We start from the raw sequence: 19670 nt of genomic DNA, 5'->3' as shown, positions 1-19670 counted from the left end.
GCTCTCTGTCCTTGTTTGGTCGGCCCGGCTGCCAGCATCTTGTGACAGCAGCCAGGGCTGCGCGCCGACGTTACAGATGATTCATGGTCTTGATCTGGTAGTGCGATGCGAGCCAAGGCTTGCCTGAGTTGTACACGTGCCTCATCTGGCAGTGCTCCTGGCTTGGCGTCACCAACCAGCAGCTGAACAGTTCTCAGGGGGCGACGAGTTCATGGCCTTGAAGGCAGAGTCGGCGTGTAAGCCGATATCGCTGGCATTGCTGGTTGTGGCGAGGCGCTACGGGACGGCGGCGAGGGCTCAGAAAGTCGGCGGGGTTATGACCCAAAGCACCAGCGCATCTTCCTCGCCGGGGTTGCCATACTTGTGCGGTTCCTGGCTGGAGAAGCTGAAGCTGTCGCCTTCGCTGAGTTGGAAATGGCGCTCGCCAACCCACAGTTCAAAAGTGCCCGAAAGCACGTAACCGGCTTCCTCGCCCTCGTGGCTGTAGCTCTCCTTGCTATAGGTACCCGGAGGAAATCGCGAGTGCAGGAACTCCAGTTGGCGAGTGGGCTGCGGGGTCAGCAACTGGTCGATGATGCCGTTTTCGTAGTTGACCTGCAGGCGCTGCTTTTTGCGCACCACGTAACCCTGGTCTTCAGGGGCTGTTTGGGTTTCGCTGGCGAAAAACCACTGGATGGTCACTCCCAGGCTGCGGGCGATATTGAACAGCGCGGGAATCGACGGATAGGCCAGGTTGCGTTCCAACTGGCTGATGTAGCCCGCGGTCAATTCGCTCATCTGCGCCAGCCCGGTCAGGGTCAGGCCCCGGCGTTTGCGCAGGCCCCGAATTCGCGTGCCGAGGAACTGCGGGCCGCCGGCAGCGGACACGGCGATCTCGCTGTCGGTGTCCGGTTCCGGGCTGGCCGCGAGGTTCGCAGACAGTGTCTTGCTGCTGTTGTTCATGGCAGGCTCCGAACCATGGGAATGGGTACGTCCGAGCACCCATCCTGGAAAAAGGCCTGAAGTATAAAGCAGCCTCAAAGCTCCCAGGCGACTTTCAAACCTTCATAGATTGCCTCTTCTACAGTGCGTGGCGCGAGGCAGTCGCCGATGCGGCGAAACTCCACCAGTCCCTGCAACTGTGCGCCAAGCTCGTCGACAGATTGATGGCCCTGGCACAGCACCAGGCTGTCGACGTTTTCCAGCAGCATCGGCTCGCCGCTTGCGGTGTGTTGCAGGTACACAGTGCTGTCATCGCAGCCGTAGAGGCGGGCATAGGGAATGATCGGGATCGCCAGCTTGTGCAGTTCGCCGGCCATCTGGTCACGCACATACAGCGGCAGGCTTTCGCCGCAGTGGGTGCCGTTGACCGCCAGTTGCACTTGATGCCCGGCACGCACCAGACGTTCGGCTATACCCGGTCCGATCCAGTCGCAGCGCCAGTCGGCTACCACCACCGAGCGCCCTAGTTGCACTTCGTCTCGCAGTACCTGCCAGGCGTCCACCACCTGAAGTTCGCCACCACGCTCGAAAGCCGGCCAATAGGGCTGGGCGCCAGTGGCGATAATCACCAGATCGGGCTGTTCTCGCTCCACCAAGGCACGGTCGACCCGGGTATTGCGTTGCACCTCGACCCCGGCCAGCTGCATCTCCCGCTGCAGGTTGGTGCTGGCGCCGCCGAACTCGCTGCGTCGGGGCAATAGCTGCGCCAGCAACACCTGGCCGCCGAGTTGCGAGCCGGCTTCATAGAGGGTCACCGCGTGGCCCCGTTGCGCCGCCACCGCTGCGGCTTTCATCCCCGCCGGGCCGCCGCCCACCACCAGGATGCGTTTGCGCCGGGCTATCGCTTTAGGTTGGCCATATTGCAGTTCGCGGCCGGTTTCCGGGTGCTGGATACAGGAGATTGGCAAGCCCTTGTGGAAGTGGCCGATGCACGCCTGGTTGCAGGCGATACAGGCGCGAACATCCTCGACGTGGCCGCTGTCGCTTTTGTTGGGCATCTCAGGGTCGCAGATCAGTGCACGGGTCATGCCGCAGACGTCGGCCTGTCCCCTGGCGATGATCGCCTCGGCTTCCTGGGGCTGATTGATGCGCCCGGTGACAAACAGCGGGATCGATAGCCCGGCCTTGAAGGTCCCTGCCTCCCGGGACAGATACGCCGCTTCCACCGCCATCGGCGGTACGATATGCACTGCGCCGCTCAAGGACGCCGAGGAACCGGCGACGATGTGCACGTAGTCCAGTTGCCCTTGCAGCATCTGCACCGCGGCCAGGGATTCGTCTTCGGTCAGGCCTTCGGGGTCGCGCTCATCGGCGCTGATGCGCAGGCCGATGATGAACGCCTCGTCGGTGCTGGCACGCATGGCGTCGAGGATTTCCTGGATGAAGCGCAGGCGCTGTTGCAGTTCGCCGTTGTAGCCATCCGTGCGCCGGTTGACCCGAGGATTGATGAACTGCGCCGGCAGGTAGCCATGGCTGGCCACCAGTTCCACGCCGTCTAGCCCAGCCTGGTGCAGGCGTCTTGCGGCATCGGCATAGCCCTGGATGATCTCGTCGATCATGGCCTGGTCCAGGGCTCGGGGCATTACCCGGAAGCGTTCGTTGGGTACCGCAGAGGGCGCATAGGCCACTGCCAGCAGGCCGTCGCTCGACTCCATGATTTCCCGCCCCGGGTGGAAAATCTGCGACAGCACCACAGTGCCATAGGCGTGGCAGGTCTCGGCCAGGCGACGATAGCCGTCGATGCAGGCATCGTCGGTGGCCATCAGTACATGGCTGGTGTAGCGCGCACTGTCGTGGACCCCTGCCACCTGCAGCACAATCAGGCCGACACCGCCTTCGGCCCGCGCCCGGTGGTAAGCAATCAACTGTTCGTTGACCAGATTGTCGGTGGGCATCGAGGTGTCATGCCCACTGGACATGATGCGGTTCTTCAGGCGTTTGCCACGAATCTGCAACGGCTCGAAGAGGTGCGGGAAAGCAGGAGCGGCGGTCGACATGCTGCGGTTACTCCAGGCAGGCCGAGGGCAGGGCGCAGGGCCTCGGCGTTGTTATTATGTCTCTATAAAAATTTACCTGTAGTAAAAAATCAACTTGTTTTTTTACTTGCCGATGCAGTAGCTTCGATTTGCGCCCGCTTCGGGACACACCTCACAACAATAAAAAAGGGTCATGCCGGTGCGCGCCGGTCTGGCACCGGCACGAGGAATTACAGATGAAAGCGCTCTCCCTTACGCACGGTTTTTCTTCCCTGACACTGAGCCTGGCGCTAAGCCTGATGTTGGGCCTGGACAGTGCCCAGGCAGCCCCCGACATGGTTGTCGTGGCATACGGCGGAGCCGGACAAAAAGCCCAGGATGTGGCGCTCTTCCAACCCTTCAGCAAGGCCGACGGCAGCAAACTGATCCAGAGCGAATACAACGGCGAGATGGCGCGGATCAAGGTCATGGTCGACACCGGCAACGTCGACTGGGACGTGGTGCAGATCGAGGGCCCGGACCTGATGCGCGGTTGCGACGAAGGCATGTACGAGCGCCTTGACTGGAAGGTCCTGGGGCGTGCTGCGGAATTGATTCCCGACGCCGCCCAGGCCTGTGGCTCAGCGGCGCTGGTGTGGAGCGTGGCGATCGCCTATGACCGCAACAAGCTGGCCAAGGCGCCCGCGTCCTGGGCCGACTTCTGGGACGTCAAGCAATTCCCTGGCAAGCGCGGATTGCGCAAGCGCGCGGTGTACAACCTGGAATTCGCGCTGCTGGCCGACGGGGTCAAGGTCGAGGATGTGTATAAGGTCCTGGCCACTCCGGAGGGCGTGGACCGGGCCTTCGCCAAGCTCGGCGAGCTCAAGCCATACATCCAATGGTGGGAAGCCGGGGCACAACCGGCGCAATGGCTGGCTGCTGGCGACGTGGTGATGACTTCGACCTACAGCGGCCGGATCGCCGCAGCTGCGCAAGGCGGCGCGCCGCTGGCGCTGGTCTGGCCCGGCAGCCTGTACGGCATGGATTACTGGGCGATCATCAAGGGCTCGAAACACGTGGACCAGGCCAAGCGCTTCATCGCTTTTGCCAATAGCCCCGAGGCTCAGGTCAAGTATGTGCAGCAGATCCCTTATGGGCCTACCAACACCTTGGCCGCAGCGCAGCTTGATTCGGCCCTGGCGCAATGGGTGCCGACCTCGGCGCAGAACCTGGCGGGCGCCCTGGCGATGAACGTCGAGTTCTGGGTCGACCATGGCGAGGAGCTGGAGGAGCGTTTCAACGCCTGGGCCAGCAAGTAGCCCGAACGGGCTGGACGTCGCTGGACGTGCAGCCCTATTGTTTGCCAGCCCAACAGCCCTGAGGACCCCAACAATGAATAATATCGCCTCCAGCCCGACCCACAGTACTCGTGCCACGCCTGAACGCAGCGCCACCGAACAGCGCCTGCGAGAAGAGCTGGCCGCCTGTTACCGACTGATCGCGCACTTTCGTATGAGCGACTTGATCTTCACCCATATCTCGGTGCGCCTCCCTGGCCCCGAGCACCACTTCCTGATCAACCCTTACGGGCTGATGTTCGACGAGATCAGTGCGTCCAACCTGGTGAAGATCGACCTCGACGGACGTGCCGTAGAACCATCGCCATACCCGGTGAATCCGGCAGGCTTCGTGATCCACAGCGCCATTCACGGTGCCCGTGAGGACGCCCAATGCGTCCTGCACACCCACACCAAGGCCGGTTGTGCGGTAGCGGCGCTCAAGTGCGGGCTGCTGCCGGTGAACCAGATTTCCATGGAGTTCTATGGTCGCGTGGCCTACCACGACTATGAAGGCGTGGCCCTGGACCTTGGCGAGCAGCAACGGTTGGTCGCAGACCTGGGCGACAAGTCGGTGCTGATGCTGCGCAACCATGGCTTGCTCACCGTGGGCGAAACCGTGAGCCAGGCTTTCTTGCGTATGTATTACCTGGAAAAGGCCTGCGAGATCCAGCTGGCCGCCCAGGCAGCGGGGGAAGTAGTGTTGCCCCCGGCAGAGGTGTGCGCCCACACCGAACGTCAGTTCAATGACCCCGGTCGGCCGTTGCAGGAAGGCGAGCTGAACGATCCGGATGCCATGCAACTGGCATGGGCTGCATTGCTGCGGCTGCTGGAGCGGATCGCCCCCGACTACCGCGCCTGACTACACGCCTGTAGCAATGAGCCGCGGGCTGGATGGGCTGGCAAGCTTATTGTACAGTCGTTCAGTTTGCTCTTTCGTCATTGCCCCAGGAGTTTGCCCCATGAGCCAGGAAGCGCGCTTTTCTCGTCTGGAACCCGGGCTGCGCAAGGCCGAGCTAATCGAGGCGACGCTGGTCTGCCTCAAGCGCCACGGTTTCCAGGGCGCTTCGATCCGCAAGATTTCCGCTGAGGCAGGGGTCTCGGTCGGGCTGATCAGCCATCACTATTCCGGCAAGGATGAACTGGTGGCCGAGGCCTACCGCGCCATCACCGGGCGGGTCATGGCGCTGCTACGTGAGGCCCTGGACCAGGCCGCTCCGACTCCCCGCGAGCGGCTGTCGGCGTTCTTTCGGGCGTCGTTTTGCGCCGAGTTGCTGGACCCCAAACTGCTGGATGCCTGGCTGGCATTCTGGGGCGCGGTGAAGACTGCCGAAGCGATCAACCAGGCTCACGAACATTCTTACGCCGAGTACCGCAATGAGCTGGGGAGCATGCTGACCAGTCTGGCGCGGGAACGTGGCTGGGAAGGCTTCGACGCCGATCTCGCGGCCATCAGCCTCAGCGCGTTGCTCGATGGCTTGTGGCTGGAGTCCGGGCTCAACCCCGGGACGTTCAGCCCACAGCAAGGTGTGCAGATCTGCGAGGCCTGGGTCGAGGGGCTGCAGGCCAGTGAAGGCAAGGGCTTCACGGCCCGGACAGAGGGCTGTTGATCGGTTGTTCAGTAATGGCTAGTCTGCAACACGCAAGACCTATAACTCTAATAAGAAACCATCAGGACAACTGGCGATGACTCCTCGGGTATTGATCGTCGATGACGATCCGCTGATTCGCGAACTGCTCCACGCTTATCTCTCCCAGGAAGGGTACGAGGTGCACTGCGCCGCTACGGCGGAGCAGGCGGAAACCTTTCTCGGCCAGCACACCGTCGACCTGCTGATGCTGGACATCCGCCTGCCGGGCAAGGACGGCTTGACCCTGACCCGTGAACTGCGGGTGCGCTCGGAAGTGGGGATCATCCTGATCACCGGGCGCAACGACGACATCGACCGCATCGTCGGCCTGGAATGCGGCGCCGATGACTATGTGATCAAACCCCTCAACCCCCGCGAGCTGGTGTCCCGGGCCAAGAACCTGGTGCGGCGGGTCCGTCATGCGCGGCAGTTGCAACCCATGGCCACCAGCCCGAGCCCGGTCAAGCAGTTCGCCGACTGGGCGCTGGACACCGATCGCCGCCGCTTGATCGACCGCCGTGGCGGCGAAACCCTGCTGACCCACGGTGAGTACCAGTTGCTCAGCGTGTTCCTGCGCAACAGCGGTCACACCCTGAGTCGCGACCAGTTGATGGACCAGATCCGCAACCGCGAATGGGTACCCAGCGACCGCTCCATCGACGTCTTGGTGGGCCGGCTGCGGCGCAAGCTGCACGATGATCCGGCCGAGCCGGAGCTGATCATCACCATCCACGGCGCCGGTTACCTGTTCACCGCCAGCGTGGCCGCCTGAATTGTTGCGGCACGCCTGGGGGCTGTGCTTGATCTTGCTCGCCGGCTCGCTGTCGGCGCAGCCGCTGCTGCGTTACTGCGACTACCCGGTGTACCCGCCGATCTCCTGGAGCGACGGCCTGCAGGTGCGCGGCCTGGCGCCGAGCCTGGTGCGCCAGGTGCTGGAGGACCTGGGTTATCAGGTGCAAGTGGTGGTGCTGGGTAACTGGAAGCGCTGCCTGCTGGACGCCGCCGAAGGCCGGGTCGATGTGGTGCTGGCCTACAGCACGGGCCAGCGTCAGCAAGATCTGCTGTTTTCCCGGGTGCCGGTGTTGCGTGAAGAAGTCGCGCTGTTCGTCAATCGGCGCAATCCGCCGCACTTCCGGCAGTTGCAGGACCTGCGAGCCTATCGCGGCGGCTTGCTGTTCGGCGAAAGCTATGGCCAGGATTTCGACCGTCAGGTGGTGCAGCACGGCAACATCGAGTGGGTGTCCAGCAGCCAGCAGAACTTCGGCAAGCTGATCCGTCAGCGCATCGACTTCATTCCCTATGAGCGCCGTACCGGGCAACTGTTCATCGAGCAACTGCCGGGTGCTGAGGACATCGTCGCCTTGCCCCAGGCGGTCAGCGTCGATTACCTGCGCCTGGCGGTGTCACGGCAATCGCCCCTGGCCGCGCGCATGGCCGAGATCGACGTGCAGTTGCAGCGTCAGGTGGACAGCGGGGCGATCCAGCGCTGGCTGGAGGAAAGCCAGGCCGGCTATCGCGCCATGCTCAAAGCGCAACAGGCCGACAGACCATGATCCGCGCCCGCCCCGGTGGTCTGTTGCGGCGCCTGCTGCTGTTCATCTTGCTGTTCAGCCTGTGCTTCACCGTGCTCGCCAGCGCGGTGCAACTGTATTTCGAGTACCGTCGGGAAATGCGCGACATCGACAGCCGCATGGAGCTGATCCGTGCCGGCTACCTGGGCAGCCTGGAGCGCAACCTGTGGGACCTCAACCAGGAGCAGTTGACCGTGCAACTGCAGGGGCTGGTGGATTTTTCCGATGTGGCACAGGTGCATTTGCTCAGCGCCGATTTCGACTTGCAGCAGGGCCGTGCCGAGCTGATCGGGCCGTTGCGGGTAGAGCGTTTCCCACTGAGCTATCAACCACCCTCCGGGCCCTTGCGGCAGCTGGGAGAGTTGCAGGTCAGTACCGACCTGGGGGCGGTGTACCGGCGCCTGTACGCCACCGGGCTGGTCAGCTTGCTGTGGATGAGCGTGTTTCTCTGCGGGCTGGCGGTGGCGTTGTCCGGGCTGTTCTATCGGCTGGTGACCCGGCACCTGCAGGTGATGGCCGACTTTGCCCTGCGGGTGGCGGGCGGCGACTGGCACGAGCCCTTGCGCCTGGACAAGCGCCAGCGACCGGGAGGCGATGAGATCGACACCGTGTCCCGGGCCCTGGATGAGATGCGGCGCTCGATCCTCGACGATATCCAGCGTCGGGAAGTCGACCGCCTGGCCTTGCAGGACAAGCGCGACGAGCTGCAGAAGATGGTCCAGCGGCGCACTGCCAGTCTGATGCAGGCCAAGAACGACGCCGAAGCTGCCAACCTCGCCAAGTCGCGCTTTCTGGCCACCATGAGTCATGAGTTGCGGACCCCCCTGAACGGTATTCTGGGCATGGCCGAACTGCTGCGCACAGCCCCTCTGGACACCCAGGACCGGCAGCGCTTGCAGGCCTTGCACCAGGCGGGGGAAGGCTTGCTGGCGATTCTCAACGAGGTGCTGTCCTTCGCGCGCCTGGAGGAGGGCGCGAGCCGCCCGGAAGTCCGGGATTTTTCCCTGCGCCAGTTGCTCGAGGAAGTCAGCACCCTGCTTGGACCCCGTGCCGAGAACCACGGCACGCGTCTTGAACTGCAGATCGACCCGCAGCTGGCGCCCCGCCAGCAAGGCGCCGAGCAGTACCTGCGCCAGGTCCTGAGCAACCTGCTGGCCAATGCCATTCGTTTTACCGAAGGCGGCTGGGTGCAGGTCGAGGTCCGAGTGCTGCGCGCTGAGGTGGATGTGCAGCATCTGCGCTGCTGCGTGCGCGACAACGGCATCGGCATTGCCGCGTCCATGCGGGAAAAGATCTTCGAGCGTTTCGTCCAGGCCAGTGACGAAGTGACCCGGCGTTACGGCGGCACCGGCCTGGGCCTGGCCATCTGCAAGCACCTGGTGCAGCAACTGGATGGTGCCATCGGCGTCGACAGCGAGCTGGGGCAGGGCAGTTGTTTCTGGTTCGAGTTGTCCCTGGGCATCGGCCGTGCGCCGCTGCCGGCGGCGCCGATCGTCGGGCCGATCCGAGGGCTGAAGGTCCTGGTAGTGGAAGACGTGGCGCTGAACCGCGAGGTGGCTTGCGGCCTGCTGGAGCGCGACGGCCATCAGGTCTGGCTGGCGGAAGATGGCGAAACCGCCCTGGCCTTGATTCAGCAACAGGCGTTCGACCTGTTGCTGTTGGATGTGCACCTGCCCGGCATCAGCGGGATCGAACTGTGCCAGGAGATTCGTCGCCATCCCGGGCCTAATCGCCAGGCGCGGATCTTTGCCCTGACCGCCAGCGTGCAGCCGTCCCTGGTGCGCAGTTATCTGCAGGCCGGGATGCAGGGCATCTTGGGCAAGCCGTTGCAATTGGACGGCCTGCGCGAGGTACTTGGCGGGCAGCCACTGGCGCAATCCATCGCTGGGTCGCAAGGGCTCATCGACCAGTCGTTGCTGGACACCCACCGCAGCTTGTTGGGCGAGCAGAAGTTGCAGGGTCTGCTCAGGGTCCTGGCAGATGCCCTGGACCAACAACAACCGCTGTTGGCCGAGGCCCTGGCGGCCGAGGACTGCACGGAAGTCCTGCACTTGTCCCATCGTCTGGCCGGCAGCACCGATTCCCTGGGTTTTTGCGGCCTGGCACGGGCCCTGCGGGAGTTGGAAAACGCGGCCCTGGCAGCTGACCGGACCTTGCTGGCGCCCCTGGCGCAGCGTCTGCAACCCTTCTGGCAACAGTCTCGGGCGCTGTTGGCGCAATTGCTGAACGCCTGACGTACAAAATCCTTACGACTTTTTACATCTTCGATCTTTTGCTTCAACCCGAACTTACATGGCTTTCCAATAATCCCTGGAGCCGCGCCCGTCGCGGTCTTCGAAGCTTATTGGAGATAATAATAATGAACTGCCTGCAAGCTGCTTTTCCCGCCCGCGTTACCCCATCGACCCGCGCCTTGCGCCTCACCGACTGCTGAGGTGCCCACATGACCACCACGACCGAACGTAAAGGCATTCAACTGACCCGGTCCTTGAAGAGCCGGCACATCTTCATGTTGTCCCTGGGCGGTGTGATCGGCACCGGGCTGTTCATGGGCTCCGGGGTCACCATCAACCAGGGCGGACCCTGGGGCGCAATCCTCTCCTACCTGGTGGCCGGGTTCCTGATGTACCTGGTGATGGTCTGCCTCGGCGAGCTGTCGGTACAGATGCCGGTATCGGGTTCGTTCCAGGCCCACGCGACGAAATACATCGGCCCGGCCACCGGCTTCATGATCGGCTGGGTCTACTGGATGAGCTGGGCCACCACCGTGGGCCTGGAGTTCACGGCAGCCGGCATGCTCATGCAGCGCTGGTTCCCCGGAGTGCCGATCTGGTACTGGTCGGCATTTTTCGTGGCCCTGCTGTTCGGTATCAACGCCATGGCCACGCGCGCCTTTGGCGAGGCCGAGTACTGGTTCGCCGGGATCAAGGTGGCGGCGATCCTGGGCTTCATCATCGTTGGCGTGCTGGTGATTTTCGGCGTGATCGACCTGCCCGGAGGCGCCCCGGCGCCGATGTTCAGCAACTTGACCGGTGATTCACTGTTTCCCAACGGCCTGTCGGCGGTGTTCGCGGTGATGATGACCGTGGTCTATGCCTTCCAGGGCTGCGAGATCATGGGGGTGGCGGCGGGAGAGACCGACCAGCCGGAAAAAAGCATCCCCCGAGCGGTACGCAACGTGGTGTTCCGGGTGCTGATTTTCTACGTGCTGGCGGTGATGGTGCTGGCGGCGATCATTCCGTGGCAGCAGGCCGGGCTGGTGGAAAGCCCGTTTGTCCAGGTGTTCGACATGGTCGGCATTCCCTATGCGGCGGACCTGATGAACTTCGTGATCCTCACGGCGATCCTCTCGGTGGGCAACTCCGGGCTGTATGCCTCCACGCGCATCCTCTGGGCCATGTCCAAATCCGGCATGGCGCCCAAGGCCCTGTCGCCCCTGAGCAAACAGGGCGTACCACTGCGAGCCCTGGCCATCACTCTGTGCTTTGCCCTGGTCTCGCTGCTGACCAGTGTGGTCGCCGCCGATACCCTGTTCATGGTGCTGATGGCGGTGAGCGGCATGGCCGGCACCGTGACCTGGATCGTCATCGCCCTGGCCCAGTACCGCTTCCGCCGCCAATTCCTGCGCGAAGGCGGACAACTGCACCAGCTCAAATACCGCGCGCCCTGGTTCCCCCTGGTGCCGCTGCTGTGCATCGTCCTGTGCAGCTCGTTGTTCGTGTTCCTGGCCCTCGACGAAACTCAGCGCCCGTCCCTGTACTGGGGTTCCGGCTTCATCGCCCTGTGCTATGGCGCCTACTACCTGATGCAGCGCAAGCGCCAACTGCAACCCGCCGCAGCCCTGTAGGAGCCGGCTTGCCGGCGAAGAGGCCCTTAAGCCTTGCATCGCCTGGGCCGACGCCTTCGCTGGCAAGCCAGCTCCTACAGCAGTCAGATACACCGTGAAGTTCCCTGTAGGAGCCGGCTTGCTGGCGAAGAGGCCCTTAAGCCTTGCATCGCCTGGGCGGACGCCTTCGCTGGCAAGCCAGCTCCTACAGCAGTCAGATACACCCTGCAGTTCCCCGTAGGAGCCGGCTTGCCGGCGAAGAGGCCCTTAAGCCCTGCATCGCCTGGGCCGACGCCTTCGCTGGCAAGCCAGCTCCTACAGCAGTCAGACAGACCGTGCAGTTCCCTGTAGGAGCCGGCTTGCCGGCGAAGAGGCCCTTAAGCCTTGCATCGCCTGGGCCGACGCCTTCGCTGGCAAGCCAGCTCCTACAGCCGTCAGGTACACCCTGCAGTTCCGTGTAGGAGCCGGCTTGCCGGCGAAGAGGCCCTTAAGCCTTGCATCGCCTGGGCCGACGCCTTCGCTGGCAAGCCAGCTCCTACAGCAGTCAGATACACCGTGAAGTTCCCTGTAGAAGCCGGCTTGCCGGCGAAGAGGCCCTTAAGCCCTGCATCGCCTGGGCGGACGCCTTCGCTGGCAAGCCAGCTCCTACAGCAGTTAGATACACCGTGAAGTTCCCCGTAGGAGCCGGCTTGCCGGCGAAGAGGCCCTTAAGCCTTGCATCGCCTGGGCGGACGCCTTCGCTGGCAAGCCAGCTCCTACAGCAGTCAGATACACCGTGAAGTTCCCTGTAGGAGCCGGCTTGCCGGCGAAGGGGCCCGTAAGCCTTGCATCGCCTGGGCGGGCGCCTTCGCTGGCAAGCCAGTTCCGACAGGGCGCGCGTACCACACAGGAATCAGGCCGGCCGCCAGGCAATACACGAACAGAAGCAGGCTCCCTCGCCAAGGCTCACCGCCGTATGGCTTTGTCGAGGGTTGTTCGAAGTTGTAACAGCAACTTCGCCGCAATCCCCGTGGCGCTATTTTTTTCCAAACAAAAACAATGAGATAGGTTGGTTTTTCGGCTGCGCCCAGGTACTCAGGCAAGCAATTGCCGCCTTGTTGAACACTCGTTTAGTATGGCCCTCAAGTCACCCCCTCACGCCAACCAGAATAATTCGAGGACGCACATGACTCCTTCATCGTCGCTGCTCAGCCGGGTCGAAGCCGGCGTAGCCTGGATCACTCTCAATCGCCCGGAGCAGCGCAATGCTCTGGACATTCCCACCCTCAAGGAGCTGTACGCTCTGCTGGAACGCTGCAACAGCGATCCGGCGGTGCGGGTGCTGGTGCTGACCGGCACTGGCCGCAGTTTCTGCGCCGGGGCCGACCTGGCGGAATGGGCCGCGGCCGACGCCCGCGGGGCCCTGGAAAGCTACGGTTGGACCGAAACCGCCCACGCTCTGATGACCCGCCTGCACAGCCTGGAAAAACCCACCATCGCCGCCATCAACGGCACCGCGGTGGGCGCCGGCATGGACCTGACCCTGTGCTGCGACCTGCGGGTGGCGGCGCAGTCGGCGCGCTTCAAGGCCGGCTACACCAGCATGGCCTACTCGCCGGATGCCGGTGCCAGCTGGCACTTGCCGCGCTTGATCGGCAGCGAACAGGCCAAGCGCCTGCTGTTTCTCGATGAGTTGTGGGGCGCCGAACGGGCCCTGGCCGCCGGTTTGGTCGGCGAGGTGTGCGCCGATGAGCAGTTGATCGGCAATGTCAGCGAACTGGCTGCGCGCCTGGCCACGGGCCCGACCTTCGCCTTTGCCCAGACCAAGAAGCTGATACGCCAGGGCGCCGACCGCAGCCTGGCGCAGCAGCTGGCCGCGGAACTGGCCGCAGGCCTGCTGTGCGGGCGCAGCGCCGACGGGGCCGAAGCCCTGCGCGCCGCCACCGAAAAACGCCCGCCAAAATTCACCGGACTGTAGGAGCGGCCGGGCGGCGTTCCGCTTGCCGGCGAAAGGGCCCTTGGGCCATGCGCCCATTTTGTAGGAGCCGGCTTGCCGGCGAAGGCGCGCTCAAGAACAGCGCCTCATTCAAGGGCCTCTTCGCCAGCAAGCGGCCTCCTACGGGAAGGGGTTGTGGGCAGGGAGTCGTACCAGATCAGCCGTTTTTTGCACCGTCATTCACTCACAGGTAGCGCCATGAATTTCCAACTCAGCCAAGAACAAGAAATGCTGGTGGACGCGGTTCGCAGTTTCGTCAGCAAGGAGTTGCTGCCCCACGAGGAGGCGGTGGATCGTGCCGATGAGGTCAGTGCCGACCTCGCTGGGGAAATCCGCAGCAAGGCCATCGCCGCCGGCTTCTATGCCTTCAACATGCCCGAGGAGGTCGGTGGCGGTGGCCTCGACTACCTGTCCCAGGCGTTGATCGAACGTGAGCTGGCCAAGTGTTCCTGGGCCTTGCACGTGTTCGTTGCCCGGCCGTCGAAGATCCTCATGGCCTGCACCGGCTCGCAGATCGGCGACTACCTGTTGCCCTGCGTGCAGGGCAAGAAGACTGACTGCTTTGCCCTCACCGAACCCGGTGCCGGCTCCGATGCCAACGCGATCAAGACCCGCGCGGTGCGCAATGGCAGCGACTTCGTGCTCAACGGCAGCAAGCACTTCATCAGCCACGCCGGGCATGCGGACTTCGCCATCGTCTTTGCGGTCACCGGCACCTATGAGCACAACGGCCGCCAGCGTAACGAGGTGACCTCGTTCCTGGTGGACCGCAACACCCCGGGCCTGACCATTCGCCGCGGGCCCAAGTGTGTGAGCAACCGCGGCTACCACACCTTCGAGATGTTCTTTGACGACTGCCGGGTGCCGGCGTCCAAGGTGCTGGGGGAGGTGGGCAAGGGCTGGGAAGTGGCCAACGCCTGGCTCACCGCCGGGCGGGTGATGGTCGCGGCCAACTGCGTGGGCCAGGCGCAACGCGCCCTGGATGCATCCCTGCAATGGGCAGCGGACCGCAAGCAGTTCGGCCAGGCCATCGGCAGCTACCAGGGGGTGTCGTTCAAGTTGGCGGACATGGCCACGCAGATCCGCGCCGCCGAGCTGATGACCTTGCACACAGCGTGGAAGATGGACCAGGGCAGCATGACCGATGGCGAGGCCGGCATGGCCAAGCTGTTCGCCAGCGAGGTGTTGGGCAAGGTGGCCGACGAGGCGGTGCAGATCTACGGCGGCATGGGCCTGATGGATGAGGGGCCGGTGGAACGCATCTGGCGCAACGCGCGGATCGAGCGGATCTGGGAAGGCACTTCGGAGATCCAGCGGCACATCATTTCCCGTGAACTGCTGCGCCCGTTGATGCGCTGAGCCGCCTGGAGAACCTGTGTGATGTCCCAGAATCTTCGTGACAACCTCAAGCGTCTGCTCGCCCCCCGGCACCTGGCTTTTGTCGGTGGCCGCAGCATGGCCCGGGCCCTCAAGCGCTGTGCCGAGGGCGGTTTTGCGGGGCCGATGTGGCTGGTCAACCCGCAGTACCCGGAGCTCGATGGCGTACCGTGCGTGGCCAGTATCGAGCAGTTGCCCTGCGCCCCGGATGCAGTGTTCGTCGCCACCAATCGCGAGCTGACACTGACCTGTGTTGCCGAGTTGGCGGCCAAGGGGGCGGGCGGGGCGATCTGCTACGCCTCGGGTTTCGCCGAGACCGGCGCCGAGGGCCAGGCCCTGCAACAACAGCTGCTCAAGGCCGCGGGTGACATGGCCTTGCTGGGTCCCAACTGCTACGGCCTGCTGGACTATCTGCACGGCGCCGCGCTGTGGCCGGTGGCCCATGGCGGGCAGTCGGTGGCGCGCGGCGTGGCGGTGCTGACCCAGAGCGGCAACTTTGCCTACAACCTGTCCATGAGCGATCGATCGCTGCCGGTGGCCTACATGGCTTCGGTGGGCAATCAGGCGCAGTTGGGCATCGCCGAACTGATGGACGTGCTGCTGGATGAGCCACGAGTGACGGCGATCGGCCTGCACCTGGAGGGCCTGAAGAACGTGCCGGGGTTTGCCCGGGCGGCGCACAAGGCCCTGGAAAAGGGCATTCCGATCATCGCTCTGAAAACCGGGGTGTCGCAGATCGGCGCCGAGCTGGCCTTGAGTCACACCAGTTCGCTGTCCGGTTCCGATGCCTTGTACGACGCGCTGTTCCAGCGCCTGGGAGTGATCCGGGTGAGTGGCCCGGTAAGTTTCGTCGAGACCTTGAAAGCCGCTTCATGCGGGCAGTTGCCAAGCGGCCCGCGACTGATCGCCCTGGCCTGTTCCGGTGGCGATGCCGGGTTGATCGCCGACTACGCCGAAGGCAACCGCCTGAGCCTGCCCAAGCTCGACGGCGGACAATGTGCCGAGTTGGCCGAGGTGTTGCCGGGGTACGCCAACCTGGTCAACCCGCTGGATTTCACCACTGCCATCTGGGGTGATGCCCAGGCCCTGCAACGCATGCTCGACACGGCCCTGCGCAGCGATGCCGATGCAGCGATGCTGGTGCTGGATTACCCGGCGCCATTTACCGGCGAGCGCAAGGAGTGCGACCTGTTGCTGGAGCTGTTCTGCGCAGCGCTGCAACGGCACGGCAAGCGCGGTTTTGTCACTTCGGCGTTTCCCGAGCTGCTGCCCGCCAGCGCCCGTGAACGCCTGCACGCCCACGGGATTCCGGCGTTGCAAGGGGTCGAGGACGGGCTGGCGGCCTGGGGCCGGATCTGCGCGTATCAGGCGCAGCGTCAAACGCTGCTGGCCCTGGGCGAGTCGGCCCTGGTGCCGCTGTGTCCACGGCCGCTGGAGGCGGGGCAATGGCTCGACGAGTGGCAGTCCAAGCAGGCCTTGCGCGGCTTCGGCCTGAACACCCCGGACGGGGTGTTGAGCACGCCCGCAGAGGCTTTGAGCGCGGCGGCCAGCGTGGGCTACCCGTTGGTGCTCAAGGCGGTCAGTGCACAACTGCCGCACAAGACCGAGGCCGGGGCCGTGGCCCTGAATCTCCAGGACCCGCCAGCCTTGAGCGCGGCCCTGCGCCTGATGCGGGCGCGGATCGCCGAGCACGCCCCCACGCTGGCTTTCGAGCAGGTGCTGCTGGAACCCATGGCGGCAGCGCCGCTGGCGGAGCTGATTGTCGGTATCAAGCGCGAAAACGATTTCGGCCTGGCGCTGGTGATCGGTGCGGGCGGGGTGCTGGTGGAGTTGCTCAAGGACAGTCGCAGCCTGCTATTGCCAACCACCGAGGGGGCAATTCGCCAGGCGTTGCTCAGCCTGCGCAGCGCCCCCTTGCTGCAAGGTTTTCGCGGGCGTCCGTCGGCGGATATACAAGCCCTGGTGGCGGCCATCGGCGCGGTAGCGGATTACGCCTGCGAAAATGTCGGGCAACTGCTGGAACTGGATGTGAACCCATTGTTGGTCGGTGCCAGCGGCACCGTCGCGGTCGATGCGTTGATTCGCCTCGGCCGGGCTGAAGGAGAACGACATGCATGATCAAACCTTGACCGGTGGCCAGGCCCTGGTGCGCCTGCTGGCCGGCTACGGCGTCGACACCGTATTCGGCATTCCCGGGGTGCACACCTTGGAGCTGTACCGCGGTCTGCCCGGCAGCGGCATCCGCCATGTGTTGACCCGGCATGAACAGGGCGCCGGGTTCATGGCCGACGGTTATGCCCGGGTCAGCGGCAAGCCCGGGGTGTGCTTCGTCATCAGCGGCCCGGGAGTGACCAATGTCGCCACGCCCATCGGCCAGGCCTATGCCGACTCGATCCCGCTGCTGGTGATTTCCAGCGTCAACCACAGCGCCAGCCTGGGCAAGGGGTGGGGCTCGCTGCACGAGACCCAGGACCAGCGCGCGATCACCGCGCCAATCACTGCGTTCTCGGCCCTGGCCCTGAGCCCGGAGGACCTGCCCGAGCTGGTCGCCCGGGCCTTTGCGGTGTTCGACAGCGAGCGCCCGCGGCCGGTGCATATCTCGGTGCCGCTGGATGTCCTGGCGGCGCCAGTGGCCTGGGACTGGACGACGCAGGTGCTGCGGCGCCCAGCCCGTGGTCCGGCGGCGGCGACGGATATCCAGCAGGCGGTGAGCAAGCTGCAGGCAGCCAAACGACCGATGATCATCGCCGGCGGTGGCGCCTTGCACGCAGCGCAGCAGTTGCGGGCCCTGAGCACCCGCCTGGGTGCGGTGTTCTTCAGCAGCGTCGCCGGCAAGGGCCTGCTGCCGGATGAAGTCCCCTTGAATGCCGGGGCAACCCTGTGTGTAGAGCCCGGCTGGCAACTGATCAGCCAGGCCGATGTGGTGCTGGCGGTGGGCACCGAGATGGCCGACACCGACTATTGGCGCGAGCGCCTGCCGCTCAACGGCGAGCTGCTGCGCCTGGACATCGACCCGCGCAAGTTCAATGACTTCTACCCTTGCGCGGTGGCCTTGCAGGGCGACGCCCGAGCGACCCTTGATGCCTTGCTGCAAGCCTTGCCGTCTCAACCGAGGGAGGCCGCGGCGGCGATTCATGCGGTAGCCGAACTGCGCAGGACGGTGCAGGGTGGGCAGGGGCCCTTGCAGCAGATCCATCAGCAGATCCTGCAGCGGGTGGCGGCGGAGTTGCCGGAACACGGCTTCATCAGCAGCGATATGACCCAGCTGGCTTACAGCGGCAATTACCTGTACCCGAGCGGTGCGCCCCGCAGCTGGCTGCACCCCACCGGCTACGGCACCCTCGGCTACGGACTGCCGGCGGCCATCGGTGCCAAGCTCGGCGCGCCCCAGCGTCCCGGGCTGGTGCTGGTGGGCGATGGCGGCTTTCTCTACACGGTGCAGGAGCTGGCCACGGCGGTGGAGGAGCTGGACAGCCCGCTGGTGGTCCTGCTGTGGAACAACGATGCCCTGGGGCAGATTCGCGACGACATGCTCGAGCTGAATATCGAGCCTATCGGCGTGCTGCCGCGCAACCCGGATTTTATCGCCCTGGCCCAGGCCTTCGGCTGCCCGGTCAGCCAGCCATCCAGCCTGGATGAGTTGCAACAGGCGCTGCGCAGCGGTTTTGCCCGTAACGGCGTGAGCCTGATCGAACTCAAGCACGCATGCGCGCGCTGATGCGTTTCAACCTTTTGCCAGGAGTCTCACCATGCGCTTTTCTCAGCTGACCCAACGTATTGCCGGTGATGGCGCCGCTGCCTGGGACATTCATTACCGCGCCCTGGCCAAGCGTGAACGGGGTGAAGAGGTCTGGTTGCTGTCGGTGGGCGATCCGGATTTCGACACCCCGCAGCCGGTGGTCCAGGCCGCCATCGACAGCCTGCGGGCCGGCCACACCCACTATGCCGACGTGCGCGGCAAACGGGCCTTGCGCGAGGCCATCGCCCGGCGTCATCAACAGCGCAGCGGCCAAGTCGTGAGTGGCGAGCAGGTGGTGGTGCTGGCCGGGGCCCAGTGCGCCTTGTACAGCGTTGCCCAGTGCCTGTTGGACCCGGGTGACGAGGTGATCGTGGCCGAGCCGATGTACGTCACCTATGAAGCGGTGTTCGGTGCTTGCAATGCCCAGGTGGTGCCGCTGCCGGTGCGCGCCGAAGATGGCTTTCGGGTGCAGCCCGAAGCGGTGGCCGCGCGTATCACCGGCAAGACCCGGGCGCTGGTGCTCAACAGTCCGCACAATCCCACCGGCGCGAGCATCCCCCGGGCCACGTGGGAGGCCCTGGCGGCGCTGTGCATCGAGCATGACCTGTGGCTGATCTGCGATGAGGTCTACAGCGAGCTGCTCTACGAGGGTGAACATGTCAGCCCGGCCAGCTTGCCGGGCATGGCCGAGCGCACCGCAACCCTGAATAGCCTGTCCAAGTCCCACGCCATGACCGGCTGGCGCCTGGGCTGGGTGGTGGCGCCAATGGCCCTGGCAGCGCACCTGGAAAACCTGGCGTTGTGCATGCTCTACGGTTCGCCGGAATTCATTCAGGACGCCGCCATCGTCGCCCTGGAGCAACCGTTGCCACAGCTGCGGGAAATGGCCGCTGCCTACCGCCAGCGCCGGGATCTGGTGTGCGACTGCCTGGCCGATTGTCCGGGGGCGAAGCCGTTGAAACCCGATGGCGGGATGTTCGTGATGGTGGATATTCGTGCCACCGGGCTCAGTGCCCAGGCCTTCGCTGAACACCTGCTGGAGCACCATGGGGTTTCGGTGTTGGCCGGAGAGGCCTTTGGCCCCAGTGCCGCCGGGCATATCCGCCTGGGCCTGGTGCTGGAACCCCTGGCACTGCGCGAAGCCTGCCAGCGAATTGCCCGCTGTGCCGGTGACTTGCTGGGGTAGTCGTCACCGCGCAAGCCTGGGCGGACGCCAGCTTGCGCCGCTCCAGCGACACTGGCGGTCCGTGGAGCTGTTGCCGCCTGTGGCAGCAGTGA

The 19670-nt window shown here is 64.6% G+C and carries 14 protein-coding genes; 12 read left to right on the top strand and 2 right to left on the bottom strand.

Annotation, left to right across the window (positions count from 1 at the left end; genetic code table 11):
* Positions 1-297: 297 nt before the first annotated feature.
* Both GV818_RS24120 and GV818_RS24115 read right to left on the bottom strand, forming a co-directional pair.
* On the bottom strand, positions 298-942 hold the full coding sequence (locus tag GV818_RS24120; protein WP_161756204.1) for a cupin domain-containing protein: 645 nt from the start codon (positions 940-942) through the stop codon (positions 298-300).
* Between the two features lie 74 nt (positions 943-1016).
* Positions 1017-2978, bottom strand: coding sequence for an FAD-dependent oxidoreductase (locus GV818_RS24115; RefSeq protein WP_161777730.1), 1962 nt, complete (start codon positions 2976-2978; stop codon positions 1017-1019).
* 215 nt (positions 2979-3193) lie between these two features.
* Here GV818_RS24115 and GV818_RS24110 point away from each other — a divergent pair, with 215 nt between their 5' ends.
* The 12 genes from GV818_RS24110 to GV818_RS24055 all read left to right on the top strand — a co-directional run bounded on the left by GV818_RS24110 (position 3194) and on the right by GV818_RS24055 (position 19578).
* Positions 3194-4255 (top strand): ABC transporter substrate-binding protein, encoded by a 1062-nt coding sequence (locus tag GV818_RS24110; protein ID WP_161756206.1) that lies wholly within the window; start codon positions 3194-3196, stop codon positions 4253-4255.
* A gap of 73 nt (positions 4256-4328) precedes the next feature.
* Positions 4329-5135, top strand: coding sequence for a class II aldolase/adducin family protein (locus tag GV818_RS24105; RefSeq protein ID WP_161756207.1), 807 nt, complete (start codon positions 4329-4331; stop codon positions 5133-5135).
* A 100-nt stretch (positions 5136-5235) separates the two neighbouring features.
* Positions 5236-5883: a TetR family transcriptional regulator C-terminal domain-containing protein gene (locus tag GV818_RS24100; protein ID WP_161777729.1), complete on the top strand. Its 648-nt coding sequence runs from the start codon at positions 5236-5238 to the stop codon at positions 5881-5883.
* Between the two features lie 70 nt (positions 5884-5953).
* Positions 5954-6676 (top strand): response regulator, encoded by a 723-nt coding sequence (locus GV818_RS24095; protein WP_178125093.1) that lies wholly within the window; start codon positions 5954-5956, stop codon positions 6674-6676.
* Between the two features lie 31 nt (positions 6677-6707).
* A complete protein-coding gene (locus GV818_RS24090; protein WP_372242121.1) occupies positions 6708-7457 on the top strand; it encodes a substrate-binding periplasmic protein in 750 nt (249 codons plus the stop codon).
* On the top strand, positions 7454-9709 hold the full coding sequence (locus tag GV818_RS24085; protein ID WP_161777726.1) for an ATP-binding protein: 2256 nt from the start codon (positions 7454-7456) through the stop codon (positions 9707-9709). Before GV818_RS24090 ends, GV818_RS24085 begins: the two co-directional genes overlap by 4 nt.
* Before the next feature lie 209 nt (positions 9710-9918).
* Positions 9919-11322 carry an amino acid permease gene (locus tag GV818_RS24080; RefSeq protein ID WP_161756212.1) on the top strand — a complete coding sequence of 468 codons (1404 nt, stop codon included), beginning with the start codon at positions 9919-9921 and terminating at the stop codon, positions 11320-11322.
* Between the two features lie 1144 nt (positions 11323-12466).
* Positions 12467-13258, top strand: coding sequence for an enoyl-CoA hydratase/isomerase family protein (locus GV818_RS24075; protein WP_161777725.1), 792 nt, complete (start codon positions 12467-12469; stop codon positions 13256-13258).
* A 216-nt stretch (positions 13259-13474) separates the two neighbouring features.
* Positions 13475-14635 (top strand): acyl-CoA dehydrogenase family protein, encoded by a 1161-nt coding sequence (locus GV818_RS24070; RefSeq protein WP_161756214.1) that lies wholly within the window; start codon positions 13475-13477, stop codon positions 14633-14635.
* A 21-nt stretch (positions 14636-14656) separates the two neighbouring features.
* Complete coding sequence (locus tag GV818_RS24065) at positions 14657-16771, top strand: acetate--CoA ligase family protein (protein ID WP_161777724.1); 2115 nt, start codon at positions 14657-14659, stop codon at positions 16769-16771.
* Positions 16764-18371 carry a 5-guanidino-2-oxopentanoate decarboxylase gene (locus GV818_RS24060; RefSeq protein WP_161756216.1) on the top strand — a complete coding sequence of 536 codons (1608 nt, stop codon included), beginning with the start codon at positions 16764-16766 and terminating at the stop codon, positions 18369-18371. The genes GV818_RS24065 and GV818_RS24060 overlap by 8 nt, the downstream gene beginning before the upstream one ends.
* A gap of 31 nt (positions 18372-18402) precedes the next feature.
* Positions 18403-19578: a pyridoxal phosphate-dependent aminotransferase gene (locus GV818_RS24055; RefSeq protein WP_161756217.1), complete on the top strand. Its 1176-nt coding sequence runs from the start codon at positions 18403-18405 to the stop codon at positions 19576-19578.
* Positions 19579-19670 lie beyond the last annotated feature (92 nt).

The organism is Pseudomonas sp. Fl4BN1 (genome assembly GCF_009908285.1).
In the GTDB taxonomy this organism is placed as follows: Bacteria; Pseudomonadota; Gammaproteobacteria; order Pseudomonadales; family Pseudomonadaceae; genus Aquipseudomonas.
This window is presented reverse-complemented; position numbering and strand designations above follow the sequence as displayed.